The organism is Sorangium sp. So ce693 (genome assembly GCF_051521375.1).
In the GTDB taxonomy this organism is placed as follows: Bacteria; Myxococcota_A; Polyangia; order Polyangiales; family Polyangiaceae; genus Sorangium; species Sorangium atrum.
Genome location: NZ_CP150347.1, coordinates 1,143,139 through 1,168,759, shown reverse-complemented (window position 1 = coordinate 1,168,759; position 25,621 = coordinate 1,143,139). Strand labels below are relative to the sequence as shown.

The following is a 25,621-nucleotide window of genomic DNA, read 5'->3' as shown; positions in this document are numbered from 1 at the left end:
GCCGTTTCATCACCTTTCATCATTTTCCATCACCGCGGCGCCGCGTCCTCCTTGGCGGGCGGGGCGCCGAGGCCGAGCTCCTTGAAGAGGAACGCGAACACGTCGGCTTGCTGCTCGATCTCCTCCGAGAGCGGCGTCCCGGCCCCGTGGCCCGTCGAGCCGCTCGCCCGGAGCAGGATGGGCGCCGAGCCCGACGAGGCCGCCTGCAGCCGCGCCGCCATCTTCCGCGAGTGCCATGGATCCACCCGCGGGTCGTTCGCGCCGGTCAGGAACAGGATCGCCGGATACGCGGCGCCCTCCTTGACGTGGTGATACGGCGAGTAGGCATAGAGCGCCTTGAACTGCTCGGGATCCTTCACCGTGCCGAACTCGGTCACGTTGAACGCCCCGTTCGGCGTGAGCTCCACCCTGAGCATGTCGTAGATGCCGACGTGCGACACCACCGCCTTGACCATCTCCGGGTGCTGCGTGAGCTGCGCTCCCATCAGCAGACCGCCGTTCGAGCCGCCGAGGATGGCGAGCCGCTGTGGGCTCGTGATCCGCTCGTCGACGAGGTGCTGCGCGCACGCCGCGAAGTCGTCGAAGACGTTCTGCTTCCTCGTGAGGTTGCCGCCGCGGTGCCACGCCTCCCCGAACTCGCCGCCGCCGCGCAGGTTCGCGATCGCGACCACCCCTCCCTGGTCGAACCACAGCCGCCAGAGGGGGTTGAACCCGGGAGCCATGCTCGTGCCGTAGCCGCCGTATCCCGTGAGGAGCGCCGGCGCGGTCCCGTCGAGGGGTGTGCCCTTCCGGCGCAGGATGCTCATGGGAACCTTGGTCCCATCCTTCGATGTGCACGCCTCCCGGGCGACGTCGACGTCGGCATAGGAGACAGGGGCCGTCATCGCGAGCGGCGTCTTCGCCACCTTGCCGTCCCTGGCCGAGTACGCGAACCAGGCCGCCGGCTCGGTGTAGCTCACGCCGCGAAAGAGCATGTCGTCGCCTTGCGTACGCACGAGCTGCCGCACCGAGGAGACCTGCGGGATCGGCACCGTCCCGAGCGCCTTGCCCTTCAGATCGAAGACGCGGACCTGCGACGGGCCGCCGAGCAGATCGCGGACGTAGAGCCGCCCTGTCGTGGGCAAGAAGTCCTGGATCACCGCCTCGCTCTCGGGCACGACGAGCTCCGCCCTGGCGAGGTCCAGCTTGCCCGGCGAGAGGCGCAGCACCTTGCCGCGCGGCGCGTCCTTGCGCGACAGGAGGTAGAGCCGGTCGTCGGCGCCGAACACGACCCGGATGACCTTGTCGGGCAGGTCGGCGAAGCGCGTCCACTTGCCCGAAGCGTCGAGGAGATAGTGCCAGTACTCGCCTCCATCCCCGTTCTGCACGCTGGCGAGCACGAGCTTGCCGCTCTCGCTCGTCGTGAGCTCCACCTCGGCGATGCGGGGGAATTCCTTGCCGAGCGCGTACTTGTCGTCCTTGTCCGGCGTACCGAGCTTGTGGAAATAGATCTGCTGAAAGAAGCCCATGTCCTCTGGCGGGCGCTCCCCGGGCCGAGGGTGCCTGGTGTAGTAAAACCCCTTGCCGTCGCCTGTCCACGCCAGGCTGCCGCCCGCGGTGCCGCTGTTCGCGTAAGGGACGGTGTCGCCCGTCTCCTTGCCTGTCGCCACGTCGTAGACGCGCACGGTGCCGCTCTCGGTGCCGCCTTCGGACAGGGAGACAGCCACCTTCTTGCCGTCGCGCGAAGGGACGAACCAGTCGATGGTCGTGTGCCCTTTCGGGTCGATGACCTCTGGATCGACGAGGGTCCGCGCGGAGGCGGGGTCGTTCACGGAGCTCAGGACGACGAGGAAAGGCTGCTGCTTCGGCGGCTGGTTCTTGAGCGCGAAGATCTGCCCGCCGGCCTCGTCGAGCGCGTAGTGGTTCGCGGAGGTCGCCGACAGGATCTCCTGCACGCGCGCCCGGATGGCGCCGCGCGCCGGCACGGCGTCGAGGTAGGCGCGCGAGAGCTGGTTCTGCTCGGCGACCCAGCGCTCCACCTCGGGGGAGCTCGCGTCCTCCAGCCACTGGTAGTCGTCGACGACCCGGGTGCCATGGTACTCGCTCGCCACGGGCCGCTTCGCGGGCGCCGGATAACGAAGCCGCCCCGGCCCGAGGGGCGCCTCCGGCGCGGCGTGGGGCGAGGTCGCGGCGGCCGGGGACGCGGCCGGCATGTCCAGCGGCCTCGACGCGGGGGCGCTGCACGCCGCGAGCAGCGGCAGCGCCAGGGTGACGGCGGAGGTGGTGCGCAGGCGGTTCATGTCGCCGACGCTAGCCGGCGACGGGGCGGTCACGGAAGAGGGCGAGCGACGTCGCGATCCTGCAACCGTGCAAGCCGGCTCCTCGCAGAATCGAAACCCGCCCGATCGGCGCCCGAGACATAAGTAGGGGATTTTCCGAAGGGTGTACTTGGTACGGAGGATGCTTAGTCGGGGACCAGCTCCGCCGGCGGCCTCCGCCTAATCCCCCGAGGCGCCCGGCGGCGCTGCTATTTTGTCCTCTTGATTTCGGGCAGCCGCTCTGGTCGCGGCGCCTCGATGGTCGAGGCCGGTGGGCGCTGGCGTCCCTGCATCGATGGCAGAGGTCGCCTGGGTCCCGGGCACCGTGAGAGGCGCGGCGCCGTTCCTGCTACCGTGCGCCGCATGTCAACTTACGGGAACGAGGGGGCGGCTGCGAGCGGCGAGGTCCGCGAGGTCGACGAGAGCGTCCTGAAAGATCTCGAGTCGAGGTACGCCGACGTGGCTTGCCCGGTGCACGGCGACCCGCCGAGCTTCGAGCTCGCGCCCGACGGCTCCGTGGTCGAGCGCTTCTGCTGTCCAGCGCTCCTCTCGATCGTCCGCGAGCTCCAGGTCGCCGCGGGCGAGCGCCCTCCGCCTCCAGAAGACGGGGACGAAGAGATCAGACGCTGATCCCCGCCGCGCAACGAGGGTGTCCATGAAAGCGGGGGGAGGACCGTTCCCGGCCGACGCGCTTTAAGCTGCGCGCCATGCTGGACATCGATCGCCGCACCTTCATCGCCGGCGCCGCGGCCTCCGGACTGCTCGCCTCGTTTCCCCGCCTCGCCAGGGGCGCGAGTGGCAAGGCCGTCGACCTTTCCCCGGTATACGACAAGATCACCGAGCAGCGGAGGCAGTCGATCGAGCGCATCCAGCGCTGGATCCAGCAGCCGTCGATCTCGGCGCAGGACGTCGGCATCGCCGAGTGCTGCGACCTGACGATGGATTTCCTGCGCGAAGCCGGCTTCGGAGCGGTCAAGAAGATGAAGACCGACGGGCACCCGGGCATCTTCGCGACGCTCGACGCCGGCGCGAAGCAGACCATGGGCTTCTACTTCATGTACGACGTACAGCCGGTGGAGGAGAAGGAGTGGTCCTCGCCGCCCTTCGCCGCCAAGCTGGTCGACAAGGCCGGCGTCGGCAAGGTCATCGTGGGGCGCGGCGCGGTCAACCAGAAGGGACCGCAGGGGGCGTTCCTGGCCGCGCTGCACGCGGTGCGCGCCGCCGGCCTGAAGCTGCCGGTCAACCTGGTGGTGGTCGCCGAGGGGGAAGAGGAGCTCGGCTCGCCGCATTTCTCGCAGGTGGTGTGGAACGATGAAGTGATGAAGGCGCTCGAGAAGTGCCAGGGCGTGATGATGCCGGCGGCGGATCAATCGCTGTCGGGCACGATCAACGTCGTCCTGGGCGCGAAGGGCATCGTCTACGTCGAGCTGGAGGCGAGCGGCAAGGCGTGGGGGCGCGGCCCGCGCGACGGGGAGATCCACTCCAGCATGAAGGTGGTCGTCGACAGCCCGGCCTGGCGGCTGGTGCAGGCGCTCGGCACGCTTGTCTCGGCGGACGGCAACGAGCCGATGATCGACGGGCTCACCGACGCCGTTCGCCCGGTCTCCAGCCAGCAAAAGAAGCTGCTCGACGACCTGGCGGCGCGCTGGGACGAGGCCGACTGGAAGAGGGTCTTCGGGGTCGACAGGTGGGTGAACGACCTCGACGAGCGCGCCATGCTCGAGCGGTACGTCTCGCGCCCGTCGGTGAACATCGACGGCCTCTATGCCGGCTACATCGGCGAGGGCTCGAAGACCATCCTGCCGCACCGCGCCTTCGCCAAGATGGATATCCGGCTGGTGCCGGACATGACCGCCAAGGACGTGCTCGCCAAGCTGCGCAAGCACCTCGACAGGCGCGGCTACAAGGACATCGTTATCAAGAACATCGGAAGCTACGACCCGACGGACACCGCGCTCGAGGCGCGGCCCATCCAGACCGAGCTCGCCGTCTACAAGGCCGCGGGCCTCGACCCGGTGATCTGGCCGCGCCTCGGCGGCTCCTGGCCCGGCTACCTCTTCACTGGAAAGCCGCTCGAGCTCCCCGCCGGCCACGTCGGCCTCGGGCACGGCTCCGGCGCCCACGCCAAGGACGAATACTTCGTCATCGAGCCCGCCGCCGGCAAGAAGTACCTCGGCCTCGACGGCGCGATCCGCTCGTTCGTCGATTTTCTGTTCGCTCTCTGAAGCTCTCTGGGCTCCTCCGAGCGCTACTCGTCGAACGCCGCGCCCGCGATGACGTCGCAGAAATGGATGGGTCGAAACCCGTCGAGCCTGCGCTCGCCGACGTCGGCCACGACCGACGAGGTGGCCGCCGCCTCGTTTCGGCGGAGCAGCCCGCAGAGCGCGGAGGTCATCGCCTCCTTGAAGCCGAGCCGCGGATAGCGCCCGAGCGCCTCCTCGACGAGCCCATCGGGCAGGAGCGTCCGGGGCGCGTAACCGACGTCGATGGCCGCGCCCATCTGGCAGAGGGCGATCTCGGGGCGCTTTCGCTGGGGTATCACGACGGTGGTGTGCAGGGCGATCGCATCCCAGACGATCTCCTGCTCGCCCGCGCCGACCCCGCGCGCGGCCAGGAAAGCCCTCGCCGCGTCGGCCCCCTCGACCTCGAAGCGCGTCTCGACGGGGGCCGAGTCGGTGAGGCCCAGGTCGTGGAACACACACGCCAGATAGAGCAGCTCACGGTCGTACGACAGCCCCCGGAGCTGCCCCAGCGCGTCGCCGAAGACGTACGTGCGCGCCACATGGTTGAAGAGGAACGGGGCGCTGACGGCCCTGGCGTGCTCGGTCGCCTCGGCGCAAAGGTTGCTGTCCGGAATCTCGGGTAGCTCGATCGCATTCATTGGCTCCTCCCGGGTTTGCTTGGGCCTGGCTCGGGATCTCACGAAGCGCCGTCACGGCGGCGTAGCGCCCGAGCCCGCAGACGGCCCGCGGCCGCGTCGCCAGTGGGTACCAGACGGCGCGTCTGTCCCAAAAGACAATGAAGCTGCAATTTCAGCCAAGGCCGACACTCGCTCTGTGGCGCGCGCGGCCCGGTCGGCCTGGTTCCTCGTCTTCCCCGGCCCCGCCTCGCGCGCCCCTCCGGCGGGGTCGCTTGAGCCCGCCGCCGCCACGCTCTATCCTGGTCGCCGGCGATGCTGCTCGGACACGACGCGCTCAGGAACCTCTGCCGGGCGCGAGACCTGCTCTCCGAGGTGCGCGAGTCGAGGCTCTCGATCGAGGACGTGGCGCGGGAGGTGGCGATCTCGCCCTACCACTTCATCCGGCAGTTCGAGGCGGTGTTCGGCGTGACCCCGCACCAGTACCGCATCCGGCGGCGCCTTGATCTGGCCAAGCAGCTCCTGGCGGCTGGACATCACTCGGTGACCGACGTGTGCATGGAGGTCGGGTTCTCCAGCCTCGGCAGCTTCAGCGCGCTGTTCGCGCAGCGGATCGGCGTGCCGCCGTCGGCGTACCGGCGCCGCGTCCGCGCGATGGTCCAGGTGCCAGGGAGGCTCCCGTGGGAGCTCGTCCCCGGCTGTCTCACCCTGATGGGCCGGCTGCCGCCGGGCGCGTTTCGCAGTTTTCGAGAAGCGTGAGCCGGGCGGCCCTGGCAGAGTCGGCCCGAACCGTCAGCTCAGCGAGGCGATCGATGAGGATCAAGCTCAACAGCATCATGGTCGAGGACCAGACACGCGCGCTCAAGTTCTACACGGAGGTGCTCGGCTTCAAGAAGAAGAGCGATTTCCCGGTCGGGGAGTACCGGTGGATCACCGTGGTCTCGCCGGAGGGCCCCGACGACCTGGAGCTCGTCCTGGAGCCGAACGCCAACCCGGCGGCGAAGACATTTCAACAAGCGATGTTCGCGCAGAACATCCCGCTCACCGCGTTCGAGGTGTCGGACCTCAAGGCCGAGTTCGCTCGCCTCAAGGAGCACCAGGTCGCGTTCACCCAGGAGCCCACGCCGATGGGCCCGGTCATGATCGCGGTGTTCTCGGACACCTGCGGGAACCTGATCCAGCTGTATCAGCCGCTCTGATACCGCATCGCCAGGGCCATCCTGGCCCTGATAGGGTGTCGCCCAGGGATGTGCGGCTCGCGAGGCATTGCGCGGCGCGCGTCACCGCGGCGGCGCTGGCTGGGGCTCGGCCTCGATGTCGCCGTCCGGATCGCGCCGGTCTCGACGACACGGGCCGAGGTTCTTCAGCAGCTCGACGGGCAGCGCCACGTCGACCGAGAAGCGCTGCTCCTCCGGCTTGCTCGCCCAGGGAGGGCGCCGCGTCTGCGTCTCCACCTTCGCGTGGTCGAGCAGCTCGGCGAGCTCGTCGTTGTCTTCGCGCTTCGCGTTGAGCCGCCCCATGGAGAGCGCAGCGCCGAACAGCTTCGACAGGTCCTCCATCTCCTGGCCGGCGGGGCCGGCGACCTCGGCGACGACGGCGACATCCTCCGAAGCGTCGACGTGGATCTCCACCCGCTCTACGGTCTCTCGGATCCGCTCGGCGAGATTGTCCTGGTCCGACGGCAGCATCCTCGAGAGATCGTCGGGCGAGAGCACTCCATAAACATCGCTGTAGGCCTGGTGTTCCTGGAGGATGGATCCCTGCGCGGGATCGGTCGATTCGAGCCGATCGATCGCATCCTCGACGAGGCCGGCTTCGGCGCGCGGGTCCACGAGCAGGACGTCAGGCCCCCACGTCGCGACGACCCTGCCCGTATCCTTCTCCTCGTAGAGGATGCCTTTCTCCCCGTACGTCCTCGTGGTCCATCGCTCGCGCTCGAACTTTGCGCCCTCGAACGACCCCTGGAGCACCATGAGCCCCGTGCTCGACGTGGCGACGCGCTCCACGTCTTCCAGCACATCGATCCCGTATCGGTCCTTCAAGCGCGCGACGCCGGCGCGCTCGTCGCCGCGCGCCAGCATGCAATCGAGCCAGATCTGCATGATCGGCGACTCTTTGAGCGCCTCGATCTCGAACACCATGGCCGAGCGCTTCGGATCGGCGGGCAGGGCGGCCAGCACCGGGTCGCGCTTCCATTGCGGCGCTTCGACGCCGGGCGGCGGGGCAGACAGCGGCGGCAGCGTGCGGCGACGGCTGGCGCGCTCCACCTCTGCCGGCTTCGGGTAGCGCGGAAACTCGATCTTCCGGGGCCGGACAGTGGGCTTCTCCTTGTCCCCGCGCGACATCAGCCACGCGGCGAGCGCGAGGAGGACCATCGCCGCCGCGAGCCACACGCCCCGCTTCTTCATCGGTCTCATCGGGTCGTCACCCCCGCCCAGGCGCCGGGGAGCCGCCGATTCCGATCGCTCACCGCCTCGTCGAGCATCGCCGCTCCACCCTAGAAATCCTTCTCTTCGAACACGTGGATGCCCACCGCGAGCGCGGCCAGGCCGAAGATGAGCAGCCCTGCCACCTGGCTGGCGAGCACATCCCCCTTGATCGCCGTCGCCACCGCGAACTCCGCCGACGCGTCGGCGAGCGCCGACACCCGCGGAAGCGCGAGCGTCGCCGCGCGGAAGGCCCAGCGGGCCAGGCCGGGCTCGAAGAACGAGTCGAGCTGCTCGCGGTACCCCGCGATGATGCCGAGGAAGAACAGCGCGATCCCCACCGCCGCGGACAGCGCGGCGCTCCGCACCATCACCGCGGCCGTGAGCATCGCCCCGTAGATGCCGGCGAACGTCGCGCTCGCGAGGAACGCGGCCACGATCGGGCTCGCCATCCACACGCCCGCCCTCAGCCCGAAGATGACCGTGATGCCGACGGCGCCGTACAGCGTGCTGACGAGCGAGAGCGCGAGCACGCCGAGGAACGTGCCGAGCAGGAGCTCGAACCGCCGCACGGGCAGCGAGAGCAGGTGCTCGATGCGCCCTGGCGCCAGCAGGCTCGGGCCGAAATCGGCGCAGGAGACGATCCCGAACGCGAGCCCCCCGTAAAACAGCACATACGCCAGCGCGCGGCCCACGTAGCGGAGCGCGACGTCGACCGAGCGGATCTCGCCGCGGCCGACCTCCCTGCCGAAGAGCCGCGTCGCCGCGAGCGCGCCGTCCACCACCTCGAGCTGCAGCGCGCTCCCGATCACCACGAGCGCGAGCGTGACGCCGATCCCGAGGGCGAGGAACCACCTCCGCGACGAGGCCTCGCGCAGGAGGTCGCCGGCGACGCTCAGCGCCGCCCTCACGCCGCACCTCCGCGAGCGCCGCCCGCGCCCAGCGCCTCCGCCAGCACGTCCTCCAGGTCGCGCAGGTCCCGCGAGAGCTCGACGAGCAGGGCGCCGGCGCGCCGCGCCTGATCGAGCGCCTCGTTGAGCGCCGCGGGGCTCTCGGCCTCCAGGCGCCACCCGCCCTCCCCGTCGACCGGACGGAACCCGAGCGCGGCAACCCTCGCCGCGTCGACGCCGTCCGCGAACCGCACGCGGTACGCCGTCTCGCTGCCGCACAGCTCGACGAGCGCGCCCTCGCGCACGAGCCGCCCGCCCGCGAGGATGCCGATGCGGTCGCAGATGCGCTCGGTCTCCGACAGGAGGTGCGAGTTCAGGAACAAGGTCGCCCCCCGCGCGCGCTCTTCGCCCAGGATCCTGCGGATCTCGGCACGGCCGAGCGGGTCGACGCCGTCGGTCGGCTCGTCGAGCACGAGGAGCTCGGGCTGCCCGAGCAAGGCCGCGGCGAGCCCGAGGCGCTGCCGCATCCCCTTCGAGAACCCGCCGATCTTGCGGTCCGAGTCGGCCCCGAGCCCTACCCTCTCGGCCAGCGCGCGCAGCGCGCCCTCGCCTGGCGAGAGGCCCTTCATGCGGGCCACGCTCGCGAGGAACTGCCGCGGCGTGAACGCGCTGGGCAAGAAGAGCCGCTCCGGCAGGTACCCGATCCTGGCGCGCACGCCCGGGTCCTCCGGCTCGCCGCCGAGCACGCGCACGGCGCCGCTCGTCGGGCGCACCACGCCGAGCAGCGTCTTGATGAACGTCGTCTTGCCCGCGCCGTTGAGGCCGATGAGCCCGAACGCGGCGCCGCGCTGGATGGCGAGGTCGAGGCCTGCGAGCGCCGTCTGCCCGCCGCTCCGGCGGAAGAAGCCGCGGTAGACCTTCCTCACGGAGGACGCTTCGATGGCCAGCACGGCGGCGTAGTCTGGCCGGCCGACCGCCGCACGCAAGCGGAATGCCGGAGGCGAGGGAGAGCGGAGCAGGAATCCTTCCGTCGCGACGGCGCGACCACGCGCGCGCTGAGCCCACCTCGAAACACAGGCTCAGCGCAGAGCCAAACACATCGTGAGGGGGCGGGAAGTCCAGATGCTCCGGGGGCGTTCCGGCCCCATCCTCCGCCCGCGGGCAGCGTCAAGCGCCAAGGAGCACGTGGTTATGACAGACCATGTCCGACCGGGTCCACGCCTCGATCACGCCCCCTCCTCTCCAGTTCTCCACAGGGGTTCTCCACAGGAGATCCCCTGGACAACAGCTGGATTCTGTCGATTACCTTCGCCGCGCGCGCCACCTCTCGTCATGGCCACTCGCGCGGCCGGGAGGCGCCTCGCGCCGGCGGGTGAAGCGCGCCCGATCACCCACATAAAGTATTGTAATCACAATACTTTTTCGACTCGCGGCGCATCCGTCCGCCCTCGACAGGTTGGGACAATGTCCGTCCGACCGATCCCTTTCCCGACGGGTCGAAGATGACTATCCATGGTAGACACCAAGGACGCGGCGCGACGGCGTGTCTCTCGTACGACGCGTGTCGATGGCGCGCCCGAATGCTTCGTTTTGCAGGAGACTTCATGGAAAAGATCTCGCTCACGTACTTTGTCGACTTCGTTCTCAAGGCCGGGACGCCCAAGCTGACCGGCGTCAGGGAGTTCAAGGAACGGAAGGACGAGCTCTACACGGACTTTTACAGGCAGGTGCGAGAGGCGATCGTTGACATGCACAGGAGCGGAAAGCCCACCAGCGTGCTCGACGGCTTCCTCGCCGCGCAGCACGACGAGCGGCGCCGCCGCATCTACCCGTCGGTCGTGAATGGATATCGCAAGTTCCTCGCCTCGGCGAAGATGACGTGGTTCGAGCCGCCGGCGTCGACGTACCGCCTGGGCGATCTCGAGATCAACGTCAATCCGGAGCTCGGGCTCGTCATCGATGGCACTCCCCACGTCATCAAGATGTATTTCCGCGGCGAGCCGCTGTCGTCCAAGCGCGTCTCGGTCGTGCTGAACCTGCTGATGAACGGGCTCGCGGAGAGCACGCCGGGCGGCGCCTTCGCGGTGCTCGACGTGCGGAACGCCAAGATTCACACCTTCAAGGTGCCGAACCCGCGGCTCAGCCTGCTGCTCCGCGGCGAGGCAGCCTCCTTCGCGACGATCTACACCGGGCTCTGATCGCGGCGGCGCCGCGCGAGGCGGTGCCGCGCGAGGCGGTGCCGCGCAGCGCGGACGTCACGCCACGTCAGCTGTCGATCACCTTTCCGGGGTTGAGGAGGCCGCCCGGATCGAAGGCGTGCTTGATGCGGCGGTGCAGCGCCAGCGACGCCGCGCCGAGCTGGCGGATGAGGAGGCCGCGCTTGAGCGTGCCGACGCCGTGCTCGCCGGTGATCGTGCCGCCTAGGTCGAGCGCCTGCGCCATCACCTCGTTGAAGGCCGCGACCGCGCGCGCCTCGGCCGCGGCGTCGTTTCCGTCGAACACGACGAGAGGGTGAAGGTTGCCGTCGCCCGCGTGCGCCACCGTCGCGATGGTGGTCTGCGTCGCGGCGGCGATCGCCTCGATTCGACGGAACATCTCCGGCAGCTGCGGCAGCGGCACGGCGACGTCGTCGACGAGCACCGTGCCGAGCTTCTCGAGCGCCGTGAGCGCGAGGCGGCGCGCGGTGAGCATCATCTGCCCCTCGCTCTCGTCCTCGGTGGTGGCGATCACCGTCCCGCCGGCGGCCTCGCAGGCCGCCTGCATGCAGGAGAGCTCGGCGGACCCGGGCGCGTCGCTCTGCGCGATCAGCATCGCGGCAGCCTCGGTGTCGAGGCCGAGAGGGCGGAAACGCTCGACGGCGCGGAGGGTCGTGCGGTCCATGATCTCGAGCATCGACGCATCGACCGAGCGGACGATCGCCGCGACCGCCCGGCCCGAGGCCTCCAGCGAGGTGAACGTCGCGACAAGCGTGGTCGCCGGCGGGGGCCGCCGCCGCAGGCGCAGCGTGATCTCGGTGATCAGCGCGAGGGTGCCCTCGGAGCCGACCAGGAGCCGAGTCAGATCGTAGCCGGCGACGTCCTTGCGGCTCCGGCCGCCGGTGCGGAGCAGCGTCCCGTCGGCGAGGACCGCCTCAAGGGCGAGCACATAATCGGACGTGACACCGTATTTCACGCAGCACAGGCCGCCCGCATTGGTGGCCACGTTGCCGCCGAGGCTCGAGACGGCGTAACTCGATGGATCGGGCGGGTACCACAGCCCCCGTTCGTGCGCGGCGGCCTTGAGCTCTCCGTTGAGCACCCCCGGCTGGACGACGGCGAGCATCGCGGCGTCGTCGATCGCGAGGATCCGGTTCATGCGCTCGAAGCTCAGCACCACGCAGCCGTCGGTGGCGGTTGCCCCGCCGGCCACCCCGGTCCCGGCGCCGCGCGGCACCAGCGCGGTGCGGTGCCGGGTCGCCCATTGCGCCAGCGCCTGCACCTCGGCGGTCGAAGCAGGCCGCGCCACCGCGACGGGCCAGCCGCCGGGCGCCCAGAGGGCCTGATCGCGGCGATAGCCCTCCATGATGTCACGATCCGTCACCAGGCCATCGCCCAGGATGAGGGCAAGTTCGTCGAGGGGATTCATGTGCCGTAGAACTCCGAGAGGTGCGCCCTGAGGAGCGTCGCTGCCGACTTCACGTTACCGCGCTCGATCGCGCGCAGGAGCGCCCGGTGCTCCTCGACCACCCGCGGCCGGATCGCCGCGAACGAGCGCGCCCGCAGCGCATCTTCGAGGTGGAGCCGGATGCTGTCCTTGACCGCGACCATCACGAGGGCGAGCGCCTGGTTGCCAGAGGCCGCGACCAGCGCGACGTGAAATGCGATATCGACGTCGTGGAACTCGGTAGGGGAGATCTGCTCCCGCTCCATCTCCTCGATCGCGGCGCGCGCCTCGTCGAGGTGAGCGGCGATCGGCGCGGCCGCCGAGCGGGTCATCGCGGCGGTCTCGATCGCGACGCGCAGCTCGATGAGGTCCGGGAGCGACACATTCCGGAGCTGGACAACGTGGGTGAGCGCCTCGCAGAAGCGGTCGACCGCCGCATCAGGGCTCGCGGCCTGCATCGGTGAGGTCCGGCCGCGCGACGCGAGCAGCCCCTGCGCCTGGAGGTGGCGGAGCGCCTCGCGGATCGTCGCGCGGCTGACCCCGAACTGCTGAGCGAGCTCGCGCTCGGGCGGGAGGCGCTCGCCTGACGAAAGCGAGCGATTGAGGATCGCGTCGCGGATCTGGTCGGCGACGTCGACGTAGATCGCCGAACGGGACACCGTCCGGAAGCGGGGGGCGTTGGTCATGTTATCCGTTGGTCAGACCAATGTACCGAGGGCAATCCTCGCGATCAAGACAAAATCGGGAATCCATGACGGTCAGGTGGATTAGCTTCGGAGGAGCCATCGCCCTCTCCGTGGGCCAGGGAAGGAAGATGCCCAAGGACGAGGTTGCGGTGGCGAACCGGGGCGATCGGCGGGATCCGGCGCGGTTTCTGGGGGGCGTGACGACGGATCGCAGCCCCTCGGGAGGCGTGGGCCCAGCCCGGGCCCAACCGGCGAGCCCCGGGCCCGGGGCGCTGGCGCCGGCCGACCCCTCGCCTCGGGTTGCCGTGGTTGCCGAGCTTGCCACCACGCTGAGCCACGCCGTCGGCTTCGGGGACGACATGGCAGCCCGGTTGGTTCACGAGGCGATCGGTCGGCTGCTCGGGTTGCCGATGGCTCCGAAGGGCCGAGCAAGCTCGCGCCGGTAGTCGAGCCCGCTGCTCGCGTCGAGCGACGCCGGAGCCTTCCGGCTCGCCGCCGCAGAATCTGCAGAGATATACACGGTTGCATGCATCGCGTTTTCAGGAGAGTGGTCGAACCGCATAAAATAATATTCTGTCAACCCGGGGCAGGCCCCGCAATTGGAACTTGACGCTCCCGCAACGTTCGGATTTCCTTCTCCCGGAAGAGCTTGCGCACACAACGACGATACAGGAGGTAAAACCCAGTGACTCAGCGAAAGGACCCCTCAAGCGAAGGATTTCTTGATGCACTTGCTGCCAACATCCAGGTCGTGCTCGACGCGAGAGACGCTCTACTGGCGAACCCTAATCACACCGAGACGCCCTGGAAGATCGACTCTGCGATCTATCGAGCAATCGTCACCATGGCAGTAGACGGCATTGAGGCCGTTTTTAAGACTTGGGAAGACGAAAGCTTTGCCAAGATCTACTTTGGCAAAACAGAAAACAAGAATATAGTTCGCAAGCTCGTAGAAGGATTCGCCGTACATGGAGTCGCGATCGAGCAAGATACGGCAGAAGACTATCTAGCGCTCAAGTATCTACGAAACACATTTGCTCATGCCGAATGGAAGGAAGAGCAGCGGCAACACATATCGACCAGGGGGTTTCCGATAGACGTCAACGATCAATCGTCCGCGCACTTGATAGCGCGAGTAATTGACGTCACGCGCGCCATGCTGCGCCACGTGGACAAGGCCATGTTCAAACACTTCCTGGTCGATGAGAGGTTCCAAGCATCGAGCGACTTACATATCGCATTGTCCTCGCGTGAGAGTGACGGTCTATGGGCCCTGGTGCGTCCTGCAAGGTTCCCTTTTCTTTGCTGGAGGAACATCGAGCGCGTCGATACCTGGTGCCATAGCAAGACAACCAAATCGGAGGAACATGCCCAACGAGCGATCGATATTGCACTGGAATCTTGGGAATGCTATGTCAATACGGTTGATGTCGACGCAGCGGGCGCGAACGAAACCGCTGCTACGTTGGAGGAGCTCCACAGGATCAACCTGTATTCGGCATTCCCATTCGGCATTCTTAAGCTCGAAGAAGCGGCGGATTTCTATCGTGCATCCACGGAGCTCGAAGGGTCGGGCGTGCTCGGACATTTTGAGCCGTTGTTACACGAGATTGACGCTGCCAGACGTGTTGGGGCCTCCCCGACGGGCCCTATATGGGATTCGGCAGTGCCGGAGCACGTGGCTGCAGCCTTGGTCCGGTTCGCTCTCCCCCGGCTGGAGCAAGGACTAGAATTGGCAGTCGCTCGGGCCCTCAAGCGCGGCCATCATCTCTATGACAAGATGAGGAATTTGAGCCCTATCGAAGTGTTTCTCGTGCTGTTGCCTCGCATCACGCAATACCGCATAGATGATCTGCGCCATGCCGGTGCTCAGGCGCTTCGCCTCTTCAGGGCTGCACGCGCCTGGTACAGCTTCGTCGAAAGTACGCCGTCACATCCCCAAAAACCGCTCTCCTCTGCGTTCTTTGAGCGCTACGAGCAGATGCTCACGCAGGGGTAGCCACCGATCTCCACTATATTCAGTAGAGCGCGCCGCATGACCATGCATGCGCGCTCGCGGGGGGTGTCAAGATAGTTGGCCGTTGATCTGGTCACATCCTCATGATGTGCTTGAGCCTCGTGAGCGTGGGGGTTGAGGGTTACGGGGCCGATCGGTGTCCAGTTGCGAGTCTGGCCAGTCCAGCGCAAGGGCGTCCTGCGGCGGGCCCGCTGGTAGAGGGCATGGCGGGCGGCGAGCAGCGCGCCGTCGCGCCTTGTGTCGGTCGTCGGGCGTAACGAAGCGGATGCTGCTGTGCAGGTGCTCGCCGTTGTACCAGGCAACGAAGCGCTCGACCCGGTGGCGTGCCTGCTCCACGGTGGCAAACGGGCGGCGTGGGTACTCGGGGCGGTACTTGAGGGTGCGGAAAAGGGCCTCGTCGTAGGGGTTGTCGTCGCTGACGCGAGGGCGGCTGAAGGAGGGCACGACGCCCAGGCGCTGCAGCGTGGCGAGCATGGTCGAGCCCTTCATCGGGCCGCCGTTGTCCGCGTGCAGCACGAGGCAGCCGGAGCCCACGGCTTCGCGGCGGCAGGTCTGCTCGACCAGGCGAGCGGCAGCGAGCATCGACTCCTCGGCCTCGACCGACCAGCCGACGATCTTGCGGCTGTCGACGTCCACGATCAGGTACAGGAAGTAGAACGCGCCGCGCACCGCGCTCCTCAGGTAGGTGATGTCCCAGCACCACACCTGATTGGGCCTTCTGGCAACGAACTCGCGGGGACGATGGGCGCTCGCCGGTCGAGCCGGATTGCGGTGCGCCAGCAGCCCCTGCTCGCGCAGGACGCGGTAGAAGCTCGACTCCGAAGCCAGATACACGCCGCGATCGGCCAGGCGGGGCACGATCTGCTTGGGCGAGAGATTGCGAAACTCGGGGCTGTTGGCCGTCTCGACGATGCGCCGGCGCTCCGCCTCGGTCAGCTTGTGCACCGGGGCGTATTGCCGCGCACTCTCGTTGATGCCGAAGCCCCTCTTGCCGAGCATGCTTCTTGATGGCGAGGGGCCCTGCCCAGCGAAGCTGGCCATCATGGAGCGTGCTCGCGCCGAGTCGTGGGCCGACGCCGCCCCGCGCTCAGCCTCGTCGACCCCGGCGAGAGCCGCAAGGGGCCGTGCCCATGGCGATGGCCGGGCGCTTACCCCTGCTCGGTCGTCACACGTAGCCGGCTCCCGCCTAAAATGCGGTTGCAGCGGGCGGCGCCTATTGCCGAGGTGGTGCGCTGTGCGGCTATGCGAGCAATCTCTTCGAGCAGTTACGGTAGTCGGACGCTCTCGGGGGACGCCACCGTCAGCGATCGGATTTTCGCGGCGCTATCGCACGACTCGACGCTTGCCCTGACAACCTCGCCCCACACGTACTCGCCCCCGTTTGGCCACACGCGCATGTCACCCTCAGGGATCTCGGAGCGGATGCTCCAGGTAGCCGTAGGAAACTCGTTGAACGCCTTGAACCGACCGCACCAGCCGGTCTGGCCGACAATGTCTGTGGCCTCGCCGAGAGTCTTGGGAGGGCTGGCCTTAAACGCGGCGTCGATTCGCGCGATTTCGGCCAGCACGACGCGGTTGCGATGCTGGCGTTTGCGAACCTCCTTGTTGCGCTGCTCATCGATGTCGCGGCATGCGCCCAATCCGAGCCACCCGAGCACCAAGAGCGGCACCACGATCGCCCAGAAGTAGACCTTGCGTATCATAGCCCATGTCGAACGTACCAGGACCGGCGAGCGACGTCAACGATCAGTAGGCGATCCTACATCGGCAGTAGGCGAGGATGTCCAGCACAGCGATACACAGGACCGCACCCGGCTTGAGCAGCCGTGTCATCTTCTGGAGGGTGGCGAGCCGACCGCGGGCGATCATGCCCGGATCCGGTATCCGCCGGCGGTCATGGTCTCGATGAGCAGCGGAATCTCCACGCTGTGACAGCGATCAATCGACATCCACATGCGAAGAGTCCTGGTCGTCGTCTGGAAAGACGACTTCTTCACCGTCTCTGCCCTGCGGAAGGCCGACTTCCTGAAGCCATGACGTCGTGGAGGCGTCTTCGGAGAATGGGTTGGGAATCCATTGGATATGCGTTCCATTGTTCCTCAGGACTACTACTCCGGTTAGCTTGCTGCCCCAGGCAAAATCATGCATGTGTACAGCGTCGAGATAGAGTCCATCCTTGTAGAAGGCCATGAGTCCCTCCGAGCCGTGGCCCCAGTCGTCGAGTGTCGAGCCCCATCCGTTCTGGTACGCGCGCTCGATCGCCGCCTGCACCTCCTTTTTTCGCTTAGCCCGCGAGGATGCAACCCAGCTCTTCCGTTCTGCGTTCGTTGCGCTGCTGAGCCAGGCTCTGTGACCAGTCAAGGCTGAGTTCGTCATCCCTGGCCTGAGCGCCCATTCCTCGGAGACGTACGCCACGACGAATGGCAACTTGCGCTTTTCAGCAGGCAAATTTTCCCTGCGAACGGCTTTCCGTTTGATGTCATGCAGGAAGGCCGAGCGCAGCTCGTCGTCCGGGAGAATGCGCGCCGACGTCACGCCGCCGGACGCATAGCCTTCGCCAGCCGTGGTAGGCTCAAACCGAAAGCATGCGATGATGTCTCCGCTCCCCCACGCTGCATCCCACGCTTCATCGACCCCGGCTCCGAGTGTAATCTCTGGTGCCTGCTCCGGGGCACGGATGGTGATCAGACCGGGGGCTGGGGTCGCTGACAGCTTTGCGAACTCGCGGGTCGCCAACTCGATTACCCTTTGCGCGGTTTCCTCCTGAATCTTCCGGTCGTCATGGCTGATCGCTGAGGAGCTCAGCGCAGGGCCCAGGGCATAACTTATCCGGAACGGGAATTGGCCATTTTTTACCATCTCATGGACGAGGAGGTCCATCGCGGTGGCGCCGTTTGAACGGCAAGTCACCTCGACGAGGATCGCACGCCCATCGATCGTACTGATTTCAATGTCGGGAGTGTAGATTGGTGCAGAGCCGAAGGCGCAATCGTCGAGGATGGATACATTCGCTGGGAGCCTTTGCAAGCAGAGGGCGACCATTACCTCGTGCGTCAGGTTGATAAACTTGCTGCAGTTGCCACCTGAGTCACGAACGAGCTTATCGACTCCGGCGACGCCTGCCTTCAGAGCTTGCGAGATCACGAGCTCCCCGCGCCATCGGGCGAAACCGTGAGGGTCGTCCTTTGCGATTGAGGCAAGAAGGCGCCGGTTGTTCGCGAACAAACGCTCTATTGTTGGATATGCGGCCATCTGCTTTCCTCGGGATTATGGTGTAGCATGCGAGCTTACGCCCCGCAGGCTGTGGAGTGAAGACAGCTCCTTCGCTGCATGGGTAAGCTGTTGATATAGCGTCACTTTTTCAGGAGGGAGGAAACGCGTAAGGAACCTTCTGTCACCTGAGCGGCCAGGAAAGCGGCGTCTACTGCAAGCGACTCCAGCCCTTGAGCACGTGCGCGAGGTACTGGCGGTCCAGGCGGAGCCGAGGGAACGCGGTTTCGATGGGCATCTTCGGGATCCGGGCGACCTGGCTGACCTGCGCACGCTGGTCAGCCAGGAGGATGACGAGGCGCTCTCGGGGCGTGGTCAGCAGGAACTGGTTCAGCAGATCGCACCACTCGACGGGCCCGTGGGGCGGGAACGGCAGGCGCCTACTCATCGGCCATGTGGTGCGGATCCGCGAAGGCCACCTCCCGGCAGCGGCAGGCCTTACGCGTGCTACCGGCGGGAGCGCGTTCGCCCCTCTGGTATCGCCGACAGCCCGAGCAGCCGACCGAGCGCCTCGTGGACGACGCGGGCTGCGATCTCATCTCCGAGCGCGACGGCGCGGGTAAGCGTCTCGGAGAGAGAGGCGACTACAGCGGCCCGAGGGGACGGCTTGATCATCAAAAGCTCACCGGGCTCGGGTCCCGCCGATTGGGCCCGCGCTGGGTCCATGCCTTCCAAATGGGGGCGATCGGTGGTCTGGTGCCCCCAAAACCCCGGGTGAAGCGACGGATCGCGACGGTTCGCCACGGCAAATTCGTTGCCCAAGGACGAAGTTGCGGTGGCGAACCGGTGCGATCCGTCGGATCCACCGGGATTTGCGAGGGGCGTGACGACGGATCGCACCCGCTCGGAAGACATGGACCCAACCCGGGCCCAATCGGCGAGCCCGGGGCCCGGGGAGCTCCCGCTGGCCGACCCCTCGCCTCGGGCCGTCGTGCTCGCAGCGCTCGCCAACGCCCTGAGCTGCGCCGTCGCCCTTGGGGACCACGTTGCGGCTCGAGTCGTTCACGAGGCGATCGGTCGGCTGCTCGGCCTAGCGCCAGCACTGGAGGCGCGAGCCAGGTCGCGCCCACCGTAGCAGGTCGCTTTGACGAGGCGCCCGGATAGGACAGATGCAGAGCTCCGCAGAGACCGAGCCACGTCTGCGCGGTCCGCTATCGCCCTGCCGATGAGCCGCCGCGCCGCAGGCGCGGTCGGATCCATGGGTTCGTTCGGCGGCCACCTCAGAGTACGTCTTGTCGCCAGCTGAGGCAGCCACCGACTCCTCGACCGCAGTCTGGCGGTCGGTGGTGCCGATGAGCGCATCGAACACCGCGGCGGCGCGCCTGTTCGAGGAGTTTATCGCGCTTATCCTTCCATTTCACGTTCGAAGAATCCTGTGCTGCCTCAAGACAGTTCCCCAGGGATGCCCTGCAGCGCAAGCGCACTCGCCACCAGTTCAGGAAACTCGCAGGCATGGTCGTCCAACTCGCGCAGTTGAACAGTCATCGTACGCCCAGCGTCCTGAGAGAACTTTACCACCATGTTGCCAACCGAGCAGAATGCGCGGTTGCCTTCCTTGTTAGTGCCAACGCTACCTGCTAGCACGACCACCTCCCCGGAGTCCAGCGGCAGCGACCGCCCTTGCGGAAGCGTGGACTCGATGACATGGCCGATGCCTACTCCACGCTGCCTACAAGATGGAACGGCGAACACATTGGACTCATCGAAAGAGAACAGCCTATCTCGCACAAATGCTTGAAACAGAAGCTGATCCACGACACGGATCGAGCTACGTACAGCTGCCACCGCGGTACCCAGCTTCGCTGTTGCCTGCGCGCCGAGTCTCATCGGTGGCTGCAAGAGCTCTAAGAGATCCTGTGGCACCGAGTCGACGTCCAGGCTGAGAAGCCGGCGTTCGATGTACTCTCCTGCCTTCTTGACCACCTCCTCATGAATTTCACCACCAAAATGCCCGAACAGTTGGACGGCTGGGGTTGCTGCCATCGCCGTTCGAAGCGAGGCAAGCAACTCCGGCGAAAACGATTCTCTCGATTGCGACACATCGAGTCTCCCAAACTGTCCATATGGGTCGCAACCTGACACCGCGTACGGCGCGACATCGCTCACGGCCGCCAAGCACGCGCGGTTAACTTGCATGATAACCCCGTGCGCTTCTGACAGAAGGGCGCGTTCGTCGGACGTTAGAGGCTCGACTGCGAAGCCCGCCGGCAACTCGACACGGGGATCGACAAGCAGGTACCCCAAAATTTGGGACTTTGCTTCCCATGCGCGCTGACCCAATAAGGCCCTTGGAGGGCTATGCAGACTCGCGATCAAGTCCGCCACGGGCTTTCGCATCCGCATCCGCATGACAATCTTTGCCACCCGGAAGGCGATCGTGAGCAACGGCTCGCTCATACTGGAGACTCCTTGAGGCGCTTTTCGATTAGCTCTCGAACATCGGCATCCGTTAACTGCGACGATTCATCGCGGATTCCTTCACGCGCGGCGACGAAGACTAGATTTTCACCGACAAGCATATCGAGCACCAAATTTGGCATGTGTCGCGCGGCAAGAGCGACAAATTTCTCGACCAGCCAACGCTCGCCGGTAGTGTCGTTGCGAACGAACGGCGACCATACGTCCGCATGGTATCGGGACAATGTTCCGAGCGCAAACAACCCCATCAGGTACAAGATGACGACGGGCGGCGCATGCCCCCGGTCTTCGGGGCGCGCGATCGGAAGGTACTGCCGTCCTGATAGCGAGGAGATGCTGATGGGTGCTCCTGGTCGCAACTTTCGGCGCAAGATGACGTAAGTTTCCGTATACTCAGCGGGGCGATAATACGAGGCGAACCCGGGAACACGGCCGAGTGGAGCACTTTCGCCGTGTTTCGCCAATGAACGACGTGCGATGCGATCAAACTGAGACGATCGTGTCTTCACGACCTCGATCGGGAGCAGCAGCGGGAGCGCCGCCGGGTAGCAGTCGAGAAAATCCTCGTGCAAATCAGGGATGGATCCAAAAATGTCACGCAATGACCATGCCGACGAAAGTGAGGGCGCGCTGGGCGAGATCGCCAAACGATACGCCTGAAGACCACCATTCGGGCTCTGATCGGGCGCGATCTTGATGTCGCCGATGCTTGTCCCGTCGGTCTCGCGACCAAGCGTCATCCCATGATGATGCAAGGCATGGGCGACGGGTGACGAGCAAAGGCGGTATGCTGCCATCAGATTGGTCGCTCCGTAGTATAAGAGGAGTGGGGATACTTGCAGCGTTGTCGAGCGCGCGGCTTGAAAATACTCGTCGGCCTGGACCACGGCTGCAGTGATGGTGTCCACCACGGTTGGCGGCGGTGTGGACGAATGGCGTTCCTGAAGCAGGCGCCGGACGTTCTCAGGGTAGCAGTAACGCCTGAGCCGGCGCCAGAGGTCCTCCAGCGGGTTCTCGGTCGGGACGGTGCGCATCAGGGGCGCGCTCCCGGGCAGACGCACAGCACAGACTTGCGGGGACAAACGCAATAGCGCCTCGGGCGCGACTTCCCGCACGTTGGGTACGTCGTAGCAACAGCTATTTTTCGTGCATTTCTGCGGTCGTTCGACTGCCGGAGGTGTGGAGCAACGATCCCGCGATTGGGCAGGGAAGGACTGCGACGGTCGTTCTCGACCTCTGGACGAGAACCGCCCGCCGAACGATAGGTGGTGCCGCGGTGGGGGCATACCCCCGCCGTCGGAACCAACCCAGGGTTGGCTTGCGCTCCGGCTTCTTCATATTCAGTCGCTCTCAAAAGGCAATCCCTCTGTCATGTATCCCGTTTCAAAGTCGCCATCGGTAATCCGGGAACGCGGAAGACCGGTTAGAATCCGCAGAATCGTAGCGTACGACACTAGATGCAGGTCTTCTCCGCGGGTCTTGACGAGTGCACTGAGCGTGGATTTCGCGCCCAGAAATCCGATCCGGGGCGTGAGAAATCCGGCGCTGTAAAAGGAACGCCTTGAAAGAAAGGCTCGGCGTGGCGACCCGTCCGGGTTGCTATGACCAAACGAAGGCACACGCCGAGCACCTCCAAGGTGCGCCGGCGCGAACTCGGGTTCAAGAGGAAAGGCGACGGGCGGCACCAGGAGCGAATCCGGCGGCCAAACCCTGCCATGATTCACATCGCGCCCACGGAGAAGAATCTGACGGGCATCGCAGGGCTTGCCCCATTCGGCGCCTTCATCCGGGAGCTTGGCGTCGACGCGGCCTTGAGCCGCAGGTTCTTCCGGCTGAAGTCGGGTCGCTCGGTTATCTACCCGATGGCCGCGCAGATGCGCCTGCTGATGGACGGCGCGCTCGCCGGCGAGGAGCGCGTCTTCGGCATCGAGGCGCTCGCCGTCGATCCGCTCTTCGTACGCCTCGCCGGCGGGGTCGTCCCGAGCATCGACACCGTCTACCGGGACCTGTGCCGCTTCGACGACGATGCGCTCGAGGCGCTGCACAGCATGGTCGTCGATCACGGGCTTGCCCTGGTTGCTCGCCGAAAGCACCGATTCGTGCATATCGACGTCGACACCACCGTGGAGCCGCTCTTCGGAATGCAGGAGGGGGCGCGGCCGGGCCCGAACCCGCGCTACCACGGCCGGCCGAGCTATCATCCGATCCTGGCGCGGATCGCCGAGGTTGACGCCATCGTCGGGGCCAAGCTGCGACCGGGCGACACGAGCTTCGGCGAAGCCGATGTGCCCTTCGTCGAGAAGTGCATTGATCGCGCGCGCGCCGCAGCTCCGAGTGCAGCCATCTACGTACGGATCGATGGCGCTGGGGATTGCAGCGCCTTGATGCACGCCGTTGCTGCGAAGGGATGCTTTTTCCTGACCAAGGCGCGGATGAGCCCCGATCTGGTGGGCAGGATCGCGTACGCCACCGGATGGCGGACCATCGACCGAGATGCCGACGGTCGTCCTCGACGGCAGGTGACCGAGGTGCTCTTCCGGCGCCGCGATTGGCCCGATGGGGTCCGCGTCATCGCCGTACGCACACGCGACCGGGAGAATGGCAAGCAGATCAACCTTTGGGAGGGGCTCGACTACACGGTGCAGGTCTTTTTGACCAACGAGCCGGTCGAAGCGCCGGAAGACGTCGCGGCGCGGTATGACCTGCGCGCGGGCATCGAGCCGCTCATTGGCGAGCTCAAGCACGGGTGGGGATGCGGTCGCGTGCCGAGCCACTGCTTCAACGCCAATCATGCCGCGCTGCTGCTGAAGCTGCTGACGGCCAACCTGATGCGCCGCTATGTGCTGGAGCACGTTCCGCACCTGGCGAGCTGGCGAACGCCGTGGCTGCGCCGCGCGCTGATCCTCGTTCCGGGAAGGTTGGCCCGGTCGGGTCGGGGCACGACCCTGCACGTGCCGACGTGCTCGCAGCTCGCCCGCTGGCTCAATTGAAAATGAAACCAGCCGAAATGATCGTGGGGGGTAAGGGGGGCGTGCGCCTTCGTGACGCTCTGGGCGTCAGCCAATTGTAGTTTAAACCGCACGCGCTTGGCCGAGCGCCGCTCGCACGGCGCCTTCGGCTCGCTCGTGCCCCCCTGGGCGCGAAATCCACGCTGAGGTTAACTCCAAGCAAACGGACCGCAGCGAAAGTAGAATCGGAATTTATCCACGCCGTGAGCGGTTGATCAGGGAAATCGGTGCGGGACCGTAGGCCGGCAGGTGCGACAAGGGTGGCAAGCGCGGCGTCGACGGTGGAGCCAACTTCTCCTCGAAACCCGTTGTCAACGAGAGGCGCCGCCAGTCCACGGGCGCGAAACTCAATGGTAACGGGATCGCCCTTTGACGTGCGAATCCTGATGCCATCAACGCGGCCCACGAATTCGGTGACCAAGGAGCCGTCATTATTGGTTAGTAGAAACTCAACCCGCGCGTACTGTTTGATGCACCCCGGGTTTTTGTCGACAACCAACGCGATCTCGCAATAGTCAATCTGGCTGGAGCGCCCGCTGATCGTGTATTTTTGAATGGCACTGCTCAAGAAGGTCGCAGCGAGGTCGCAGCCATCGAAGACCCGCAGTTCCTGCGGTGATTGCCCCGGCGGACATTCCCCGATGATCGCGGCCTTCACGCGCCAACCTCCCACTCCTCGACAGATAATCGCCTTTCTCCGACGCGAAGATTGTCGCCAGCCGTCAAGATTACTTCGGTGCGCGTCCAGAAGTCGCGGGGTACGGCCCTACTCTTTGCGATGTGACGAGCGTCATCCAGGTCGACGCGGACGCGCCAGTCGCCCAGTAGGTCGTCGCCTCGTGAACCACGAAGCAATGAGGTATCCGAGAAGCCGATCTCGAGCGTACGGGTTCCCGGCACACCGCTAAGCAGGCAGGCAACCTTGAGAATAATAAATTTTGCGTCTTTCTGCTCTAGCTTGCCCCGCCGCAGCCATAGGAATAGGCGGTCGTCGTGTCGCGCGAGGACCTCAACACGTCCTCCTGCTGAAGATTCGACTGCCTTGGCGAGCTCTTCCATTGAGAAGTTCGGTGAGCTCAATGGCTCAGGTAGGCCGTCGCCGATCGCGATGCGAGACTGCTCGCCAAGGATCCTGACGTGCTGCTCGACCTCGGTAAGCCGACCATGCAGACGGTCGAAAGCAAGTCTCAGGGTCAACACCAATGCCCGATCGGCATCGGCTACGCCGTCGCGTGCAGCCTCTTCCTCCAAGTCGGAGAGAGAGAGCTGCTTCAACCCAGGACGAGCGAGCAGTCGAAAGGTCCGCACGAAGAGCTGCTCATATAAGCGTTGCGCTCGCTCACGCGACGGAGCTCGCCCAGATTGTTGGAGAACATCGAGTATCTCGTTTGCCAGCATGTCCGTGGGAGGTTCGCCAGTCGCCCACTCAAAGCGCGCGACGAGATCGCGAAGTGAGGACCTATCTGAGAACGTCTGCTGCGCCTGCTCCCATATCTTGCTAGGTATATTACGTGGACGTTGTGCACCGACCAGGAGAATCCGCACCGCATCGAGCGCCTCTACGTCGTCGTTGGCCAGCCCTCTGCGAATGTTCTCCCAGAGGTGTATCCCGGGCAAGCCATTACGAACGGGGTGCTCCTGTTCACGGGCAACTGCGGCAGTCGTCGTGAACCGAAATATAATATTCACACTTGGGTTCGAGACCAAATGATCTATGGCATTTGCCAGCGCCTCGAGCGCCCGCTCATTTCGCAGAGAGACGGCCTGATTCGCGGCCTTGACCTGCTCAACGAGTCGCTCCTCGTTGGGAGCACTCGTAATACGATCGATGTCCTCGCCACGCTCGAGCTCAAGGATTTCGCCCTCGGCGAGATTCAACCATCGCATGAGGGTTACATCGACCTGAAAGACAAATCCGCGGATTGCGGACCAAGCATCGCGATCCCGTGAAGTTGTAAAGGAGGATGTCACGCCTCGAAGTTCCTCTCGAGTTCGGTCCCTCTCAACAAATCCGGCTGACGAAGATGGTGCGTACCAACGATAATACGAGCTCCGCAGGCCAACCCAACGATGGTTTCTGCCGCGTGTAGGTGCGCGCCGCGCACCCACA

The 25,621-nt window shown here is 65.9% G+C and carries 22 protein-coding genes; 7 read left to right on the top strand and 15 right to left on the bottom strand.

The window, feature by feature from the left end:
• Positions 1–29: 29 nt before the first annotated feature.
• Complete coding sequence (locus WMF14_RS04430; protein ID WP_437798947.1) at positions 30–2,279, bottom strand: prolyl oligopeptidase family serine peptidase; 2,250 nt, start codon at positions 2,277–2,279, stop codon at positions 30–32.
• Positions 2,280–2,660: 381 nt separating this feature from the next.
• Between WMF14_RS04430 and WMF14_RS04425 the strand changes: the two genes are divergently transcribed.
• The gene (locus WMF14_RS04425; protein WP_437798945.1) at positions 2,661–2,927 is read left to right on the top strand and encodes a hypothetical protein; all 267 of its coding nucleotides are present in this window, start codon (positions 2,661–2,663) and stop codon (positions 2,925–2,927) included.
• A 77-nt stretch (positions 2,928–3,004) separates the two neighbouring features.
• Positions 3,005–4,522, top strand: a complete 1,518-nt coding sequence (locus WMF14_RS04420) for a M20/M25/M40 family metallo-hydrolase (protein WP_437798944.1) — start codon at positions 3,005–3,007, stop codon at positions 4,520–4,522.
• 23 nt (positions 4,523–4,545) lie between these two features.
• On the opposite strand, the gene WMF14_RS04415 is transcribed toward WMF14_RS04420, so the two are convergent.
• On the bottom strand, positions 4,546–5,178 hold the full coding sequence (locus tag WMF14_RS04415; RefSeq protein ID WP_437798942.1) for an HD domain-containing protein: 633 nt from the start codon (positions 5,176–5,178) through the stop codon (positions 4,546–4,548).
• Between the two features lie 291 nt (positions 5,179–5,469).
• Here WMF14_RS04415 and WMF14_RS04410 point away from each other — a divergent pair, with 291 nt between their 5' ends.
• Together WMF14_RS04410 and WMF14_RS04405 are read left to right on the top strand one after the other, a co-directional pair.
• Positions 5,470–5,913 carry a helix-turn-helix transcriptional regulator gene (locus tag WMF14_RS04410; protein ID WP_012233393.1) on the top strand — a complete coding sequence of 148 codons (444 nt, stop codon included), beginning with the start codon at positions 5,470–5,472 and terminating at the stop codon, positions 5,911–5,913.
• 53 nt (positions 5,914–5,966) lie between these two features.
• Entirely contained in the window at positions 5,967–6,353 is a 387-nt protein-coding gene (locus WMF14_RS04405) for a VOC family protein (RefSeq protein ID WP_272097873.1), read from the top strand.
• A gap of 81 nt (positions 6,354–6,434) precedes the next feature.
• Here WMF14_RS04405 and WMF14_RS04400 read toward each other — a convergent pair whose 3' ends face one another.
• From WMF14_RS04400 to WMF14_RS04390, 3 genes are all read right to left on the bottom strand, one after another.
• Entirely contained in the window at positions 6,435–7,562 is a 1,128-nt protein-coding gene (locus tag WMF14_RS04400) for a hypothetical protein (protein ID WP_437798940.1), read from the bottom strand.
• An 89-nt stretch (positions 7,563–7,651) separates the two neighbouring features.
• Positions 7,652–8,491 (bottom strand): hypothetical protein, encoded by an 840-nt coding sequence (locus WMF14_RS04395; RefSeq protein WP_437798938.1) that lies wholly within the window; start codon positions 8,489–8,491, stop codon positions 7,652–7,654.
• Positions 8,488–9,396: an ABC transporter ATP-binding protein gene (locus WMF14_RS04390; RefSeq protein WP_437798937.1), complete on the bottom strand. Its 909-nt coding sequence runs from the start codon at positions 9,394–9,396 to the stop codon at positions 8,488–8,490. Before WMF14_RS04390 ends, WMF14_RS04395 begins: the two co-directional genes overlap by 4 nt.
• A gap of 678 nt (positions 9,397–10,074) precedes the next feature.
• On the opposite strand from WMF14_RS04390, the gene WMF14_RS04385 reads away from it, so the two are divergent.
• On the top strand, positions 10,075–10,668 hold the full coding sequence (locus WMF14_RS04385) for a hypothetical protein (RefSeq protein ID WP_044963911.1): 594 nt from the start codon (positions 10,075–10,077) through the stop codon (positions 10,666–10,668).
• Between the two features lie 67 nt (positions 10,669–10,735).
• On the opposite strand, the gene WMF14_RS04380 is transcribed toward WMF14_RS04385, so the two are convergent.
• Entirely contained in the window at positions 10,736–12,094 is a 1,359-nt protein-coding gene (locus WMF14_RS04380; RefSeq protein ID WP_437798936.1) for an FAD-binding oxidoreductase, read from the bottom strand.
• The gene (locus WMF14_RS04375) at positions 12,091–12,798 is read right to left on the bottom strand and encodes a FadR/GntR family transcriptional regulator (RefSeq protein WP_437798934.1); all 708 of its coding nucleotides are present in this window, start codon (positions 12,796–12,798) and stop codon (positions 12,091–12,093) included. The genes WMF14_RS04380 and WMF14_RS04375 overlap by 4 nt, the downstream gene beginning before the upstream one ends.
• Positions 12,799–13,483: 685 nt before the next feature.
• Between WMF14_RS04375 and WMF14_RS04370 the strand changes: the two genes are divergently transcribed.
• Positions 13,484–14,797, top strand: a complete 1,314-nt coding sequence (locus WMF14_RS04370) for a hypothetical protein (protein WP_437798933.1) — start codon at positions 13,484–13,486, stop codon at positions 14,795–14,797.
• Between the two features lie 99 nt (positions 14,798–14,896).
• Here the strand turns inward: WMF14_RS04370 and WMF14_RS04365 are convergent, their stop codons facing one another.
• The 6 genes from WMF14_RS04365 to WMF14_RS04340 form a co-directional block, all read right to left on the bottom strand.
• On the bottom strand, positions 14,897–15,859 hold the full coding sequence (locus WMF14_RS04365; protein WP_437798931.1) for an IS3 family transposase: 963 nt from the start codon (positions 15,857–15,859) through the stop codon (positions 14,897–14,899).
• Positions 15,860–16,080: 221 nt separating this feature from the next.
• A complete protein-coding gene (locus WMF14_RS04360) occupies positions 16,081–16,518 on the bottom strand; it encodes a hypothetical protein (protein WP_437798930.1) in 438 nt (145 codons plus the stop codon).
• 235 nt (positions 16,519–16,753) lie between these two features.
• Entirely contained in the window at positions 16,754–18,067 is a 1,314-nt protein-coding gene (locus WMF14_RS04355) for a hypothetical protein (RefSeq protein WP_437798929.1), read from the bottom strand.
• A 169-nt stretch (positions 18,068–18,236) separates the two neighbouring features.
• Positions 18,237–18,473 (bottom strand): hypothetical protein, encoded by a 237-nt coding sequence (locus WMF14_RS04350; RefSeq protein WP_437798928.1) that lies wholly within the window; start codon positions 18,471–18,473, stop codon positions 18,237–18,239.
• Between the two features lie 995 nt (positions 18,474–19,468).
• The gene (locus WMF14_RS04345) at positions 19,469–20,482 is read right to left on the bottom strand and encodes a hypothetical protein (RefSeq protein ID WP_437798926.1); all 1,014 of its coding nucleotides are present in this window, start codon (positions 20,480–20,482) and stop codon (positions 19,469–19,471) included.
• Positions 20,479–21,537 (bottom strand): YaaC family protein, encoded by a 1,059-nt coding sequence (locus WMF14_RS04340; RefSeq protein ID WP_437798924.1) that lies wholly within the window; start codon positions 21,535–21,537, stop codon positions 20,479–20,481. Before WMF14_RS04340 ends, WMF14_RS04345 begins: the two co-directional genes overlap by 4 nt.
• A 567-nt stretch (positions 21,538–22,104) precedes the next feature.
• Here WMF14_RS04340 and WMF14_RS04335 point away from each other — a divergent pair.
• Positions 22,105–23,493: an IS1380 family transposase gene (locus WMF14_RS04335; protein WP_437789980.1), complete on the top strand. Its 1,389-nt coding sequence runs from the start codon at positions 22,105–22,107 to the stop codon at positions 23,491–23,493.
• On the opposite strand, the gene WMF14_RS04330 is transcribed toward WMF14_RS04335, so the two are convergent.
• Both WMF14_RS04330 and WMF14_RS04325 read right to left on the bottom strand, forming a co-directional pair.
• Positions 23,486–24,169, bottom strand: coding sequence for a hypothetical protein (locus WMF14_RS04330; RefSeq protein ID WP_437798923.1), 684 nt, complete (start codon positions 24,167–24,169; stop codon positions 23,486–23,488). The genes WMF14_RS04335 and WMF14_RS04330 overlap by 8 nt on opposite strands.
• Positions 24,166–25,482: a hypothetical protein gene (locus tag WMF14_RS04325; protein ID WP_437798922.1), complete on the bottom strand. Its 1,317-nt coding sequence runs from the start codon at positions 25,480–25,482 to the stop codon at positions 24,166–24,168. Before WMF14_RS04325 ends, WMF14_RS04330 begins: the two co-directional genes overlap by 4 nt.
• Positions 25,483–25,621: the final 139 nt, after the last annotated feature.

Excerpts from the sequence above, each read along its gene's own strand:
- WMF14_RS04430 (WP_437798947.1), bottom strand. The coding sequence starts at position 2,279 with ATGAACCGCCTGCGCACCACCTCCGCCGTCACCCTGGCGCTGCCGCTG.
- WMF14_RS04425 (WP_437798945.1), top strand. The coding sequence starts at position 2,661 with ATGTCAACTTACGGGAACGAGGGGGCGGCTGCGAGCGGCGAGGTCCGC.
- WMF14_RS04420 (WP_437798944.1), top strand. The coding sequence starts at position 3,005 with ATGCTGGACATCGATCGCCGCACCTTCATCGCCGGCGCCGCGGCCTCC.
- WMF14_RS04415 (WP_437798942.1), bottom strand. The coding sequence starts at position 5,178 with ATGAATGCGATCGAGCTACCCGAGATTCCGGACAGCAACCTTTGCGCC.
- WMF14_RS04410 (WP_012233393.1), top strand. The coding sequence starts at position 5,470 with ATGCTGCTCGGACACGACGCGCTCAGGAACCTCTGCCGGGCGCGAGAC.
- WMF14_RS04405 (WP_272097873.1), top strand. The coding sequence starts at position 5,967 with ATGAGGATCAAGCTCAACAGCATCATGGTCGAGGACCAGACACGCGCG.
- WMF14_RS04400 (WP_437798940.1), bottom strand. The coding sequence starts at position 7,562 with ATGAAGAAGCGGGGCGTGTGGCTCGCGGCGGCGATGGTCCTCCTCGCG.
- WMF14_RS04385 (WP_044963911.1), top strand. The coding sequence starts at position 10,075 with ATGGAAAAGATCTCGCTCACGTACTTTGTCGACTTCGTTCTCAAGGCC.
- WMF14_RS04380 (WP_437798936.1), bottom strand. The coding sequence starts at position 12,094 with ATGAATCCCCTCGACGAACTTGCCCTCATCCTGGGCGATGGCCTGGTG.
- WMF14_RS04375 (WP_437798934.1), bottom strand. The coding sequence starts at position 12,798 with ATGACCAACGCCCCCCGCTTCCGGACGGTGTCCCGTTCGGCGATCTAC.
- WMF14_RS04365 (WP_437798931.1), bottom strand. The coding sequence starts at position 15,859 with ATGATGGCCAGCTTCGCTGGGCAGGGCCCCTCGCCATCAAGAAGCATG.
- WMF14_RS04360 (WP_437798930.1), bottom strand. The coding sequence starts at position 16,518 with ATGATACGCAAGGTCTACTTCTGGGCGATCGTGGTGCCGCTCTTGGTG.
- WMF14_RS04355 (WP_437798929.1), bottom strand. The coding sequence starts at position 18,067 with ATGGCCGCATATCCAACAATAGAGCGTTTGTTCGCGAACAACCGGCGC.
- WMF14_RS04350 (WP_437798928.1), bottom strand. The coding sequence starts at position 18,473 with ATGAGTAGGCGCCTGCCGTTCCCGCCCCACGGGCCCGTCGAGTGGTGC.
- WMF14_RS04345 (WP_437798926.1), bottom strand. The coding sequence starts at position 20,482 with ATGAGCGAGCCGTTGCTCACGATCGCCTTCCGGGTGGCAAAGATTGTC.
- WMF14_RS04340 (WP_437798924.1), bottom strand. The coding sequence starts at position 21,537 with ATGCGCACCGTCCCGACCGAGAACCCGCTGGAGGACCTCTGGCGCCGG.
- WMF14_RS04335 (WP_437789980.1), top strand. The coding sequence starts at position 22,105 with ATGACCAAACGAAGGCACACGCCGAGCACCTCCAAGGTGCGCCGGCGC.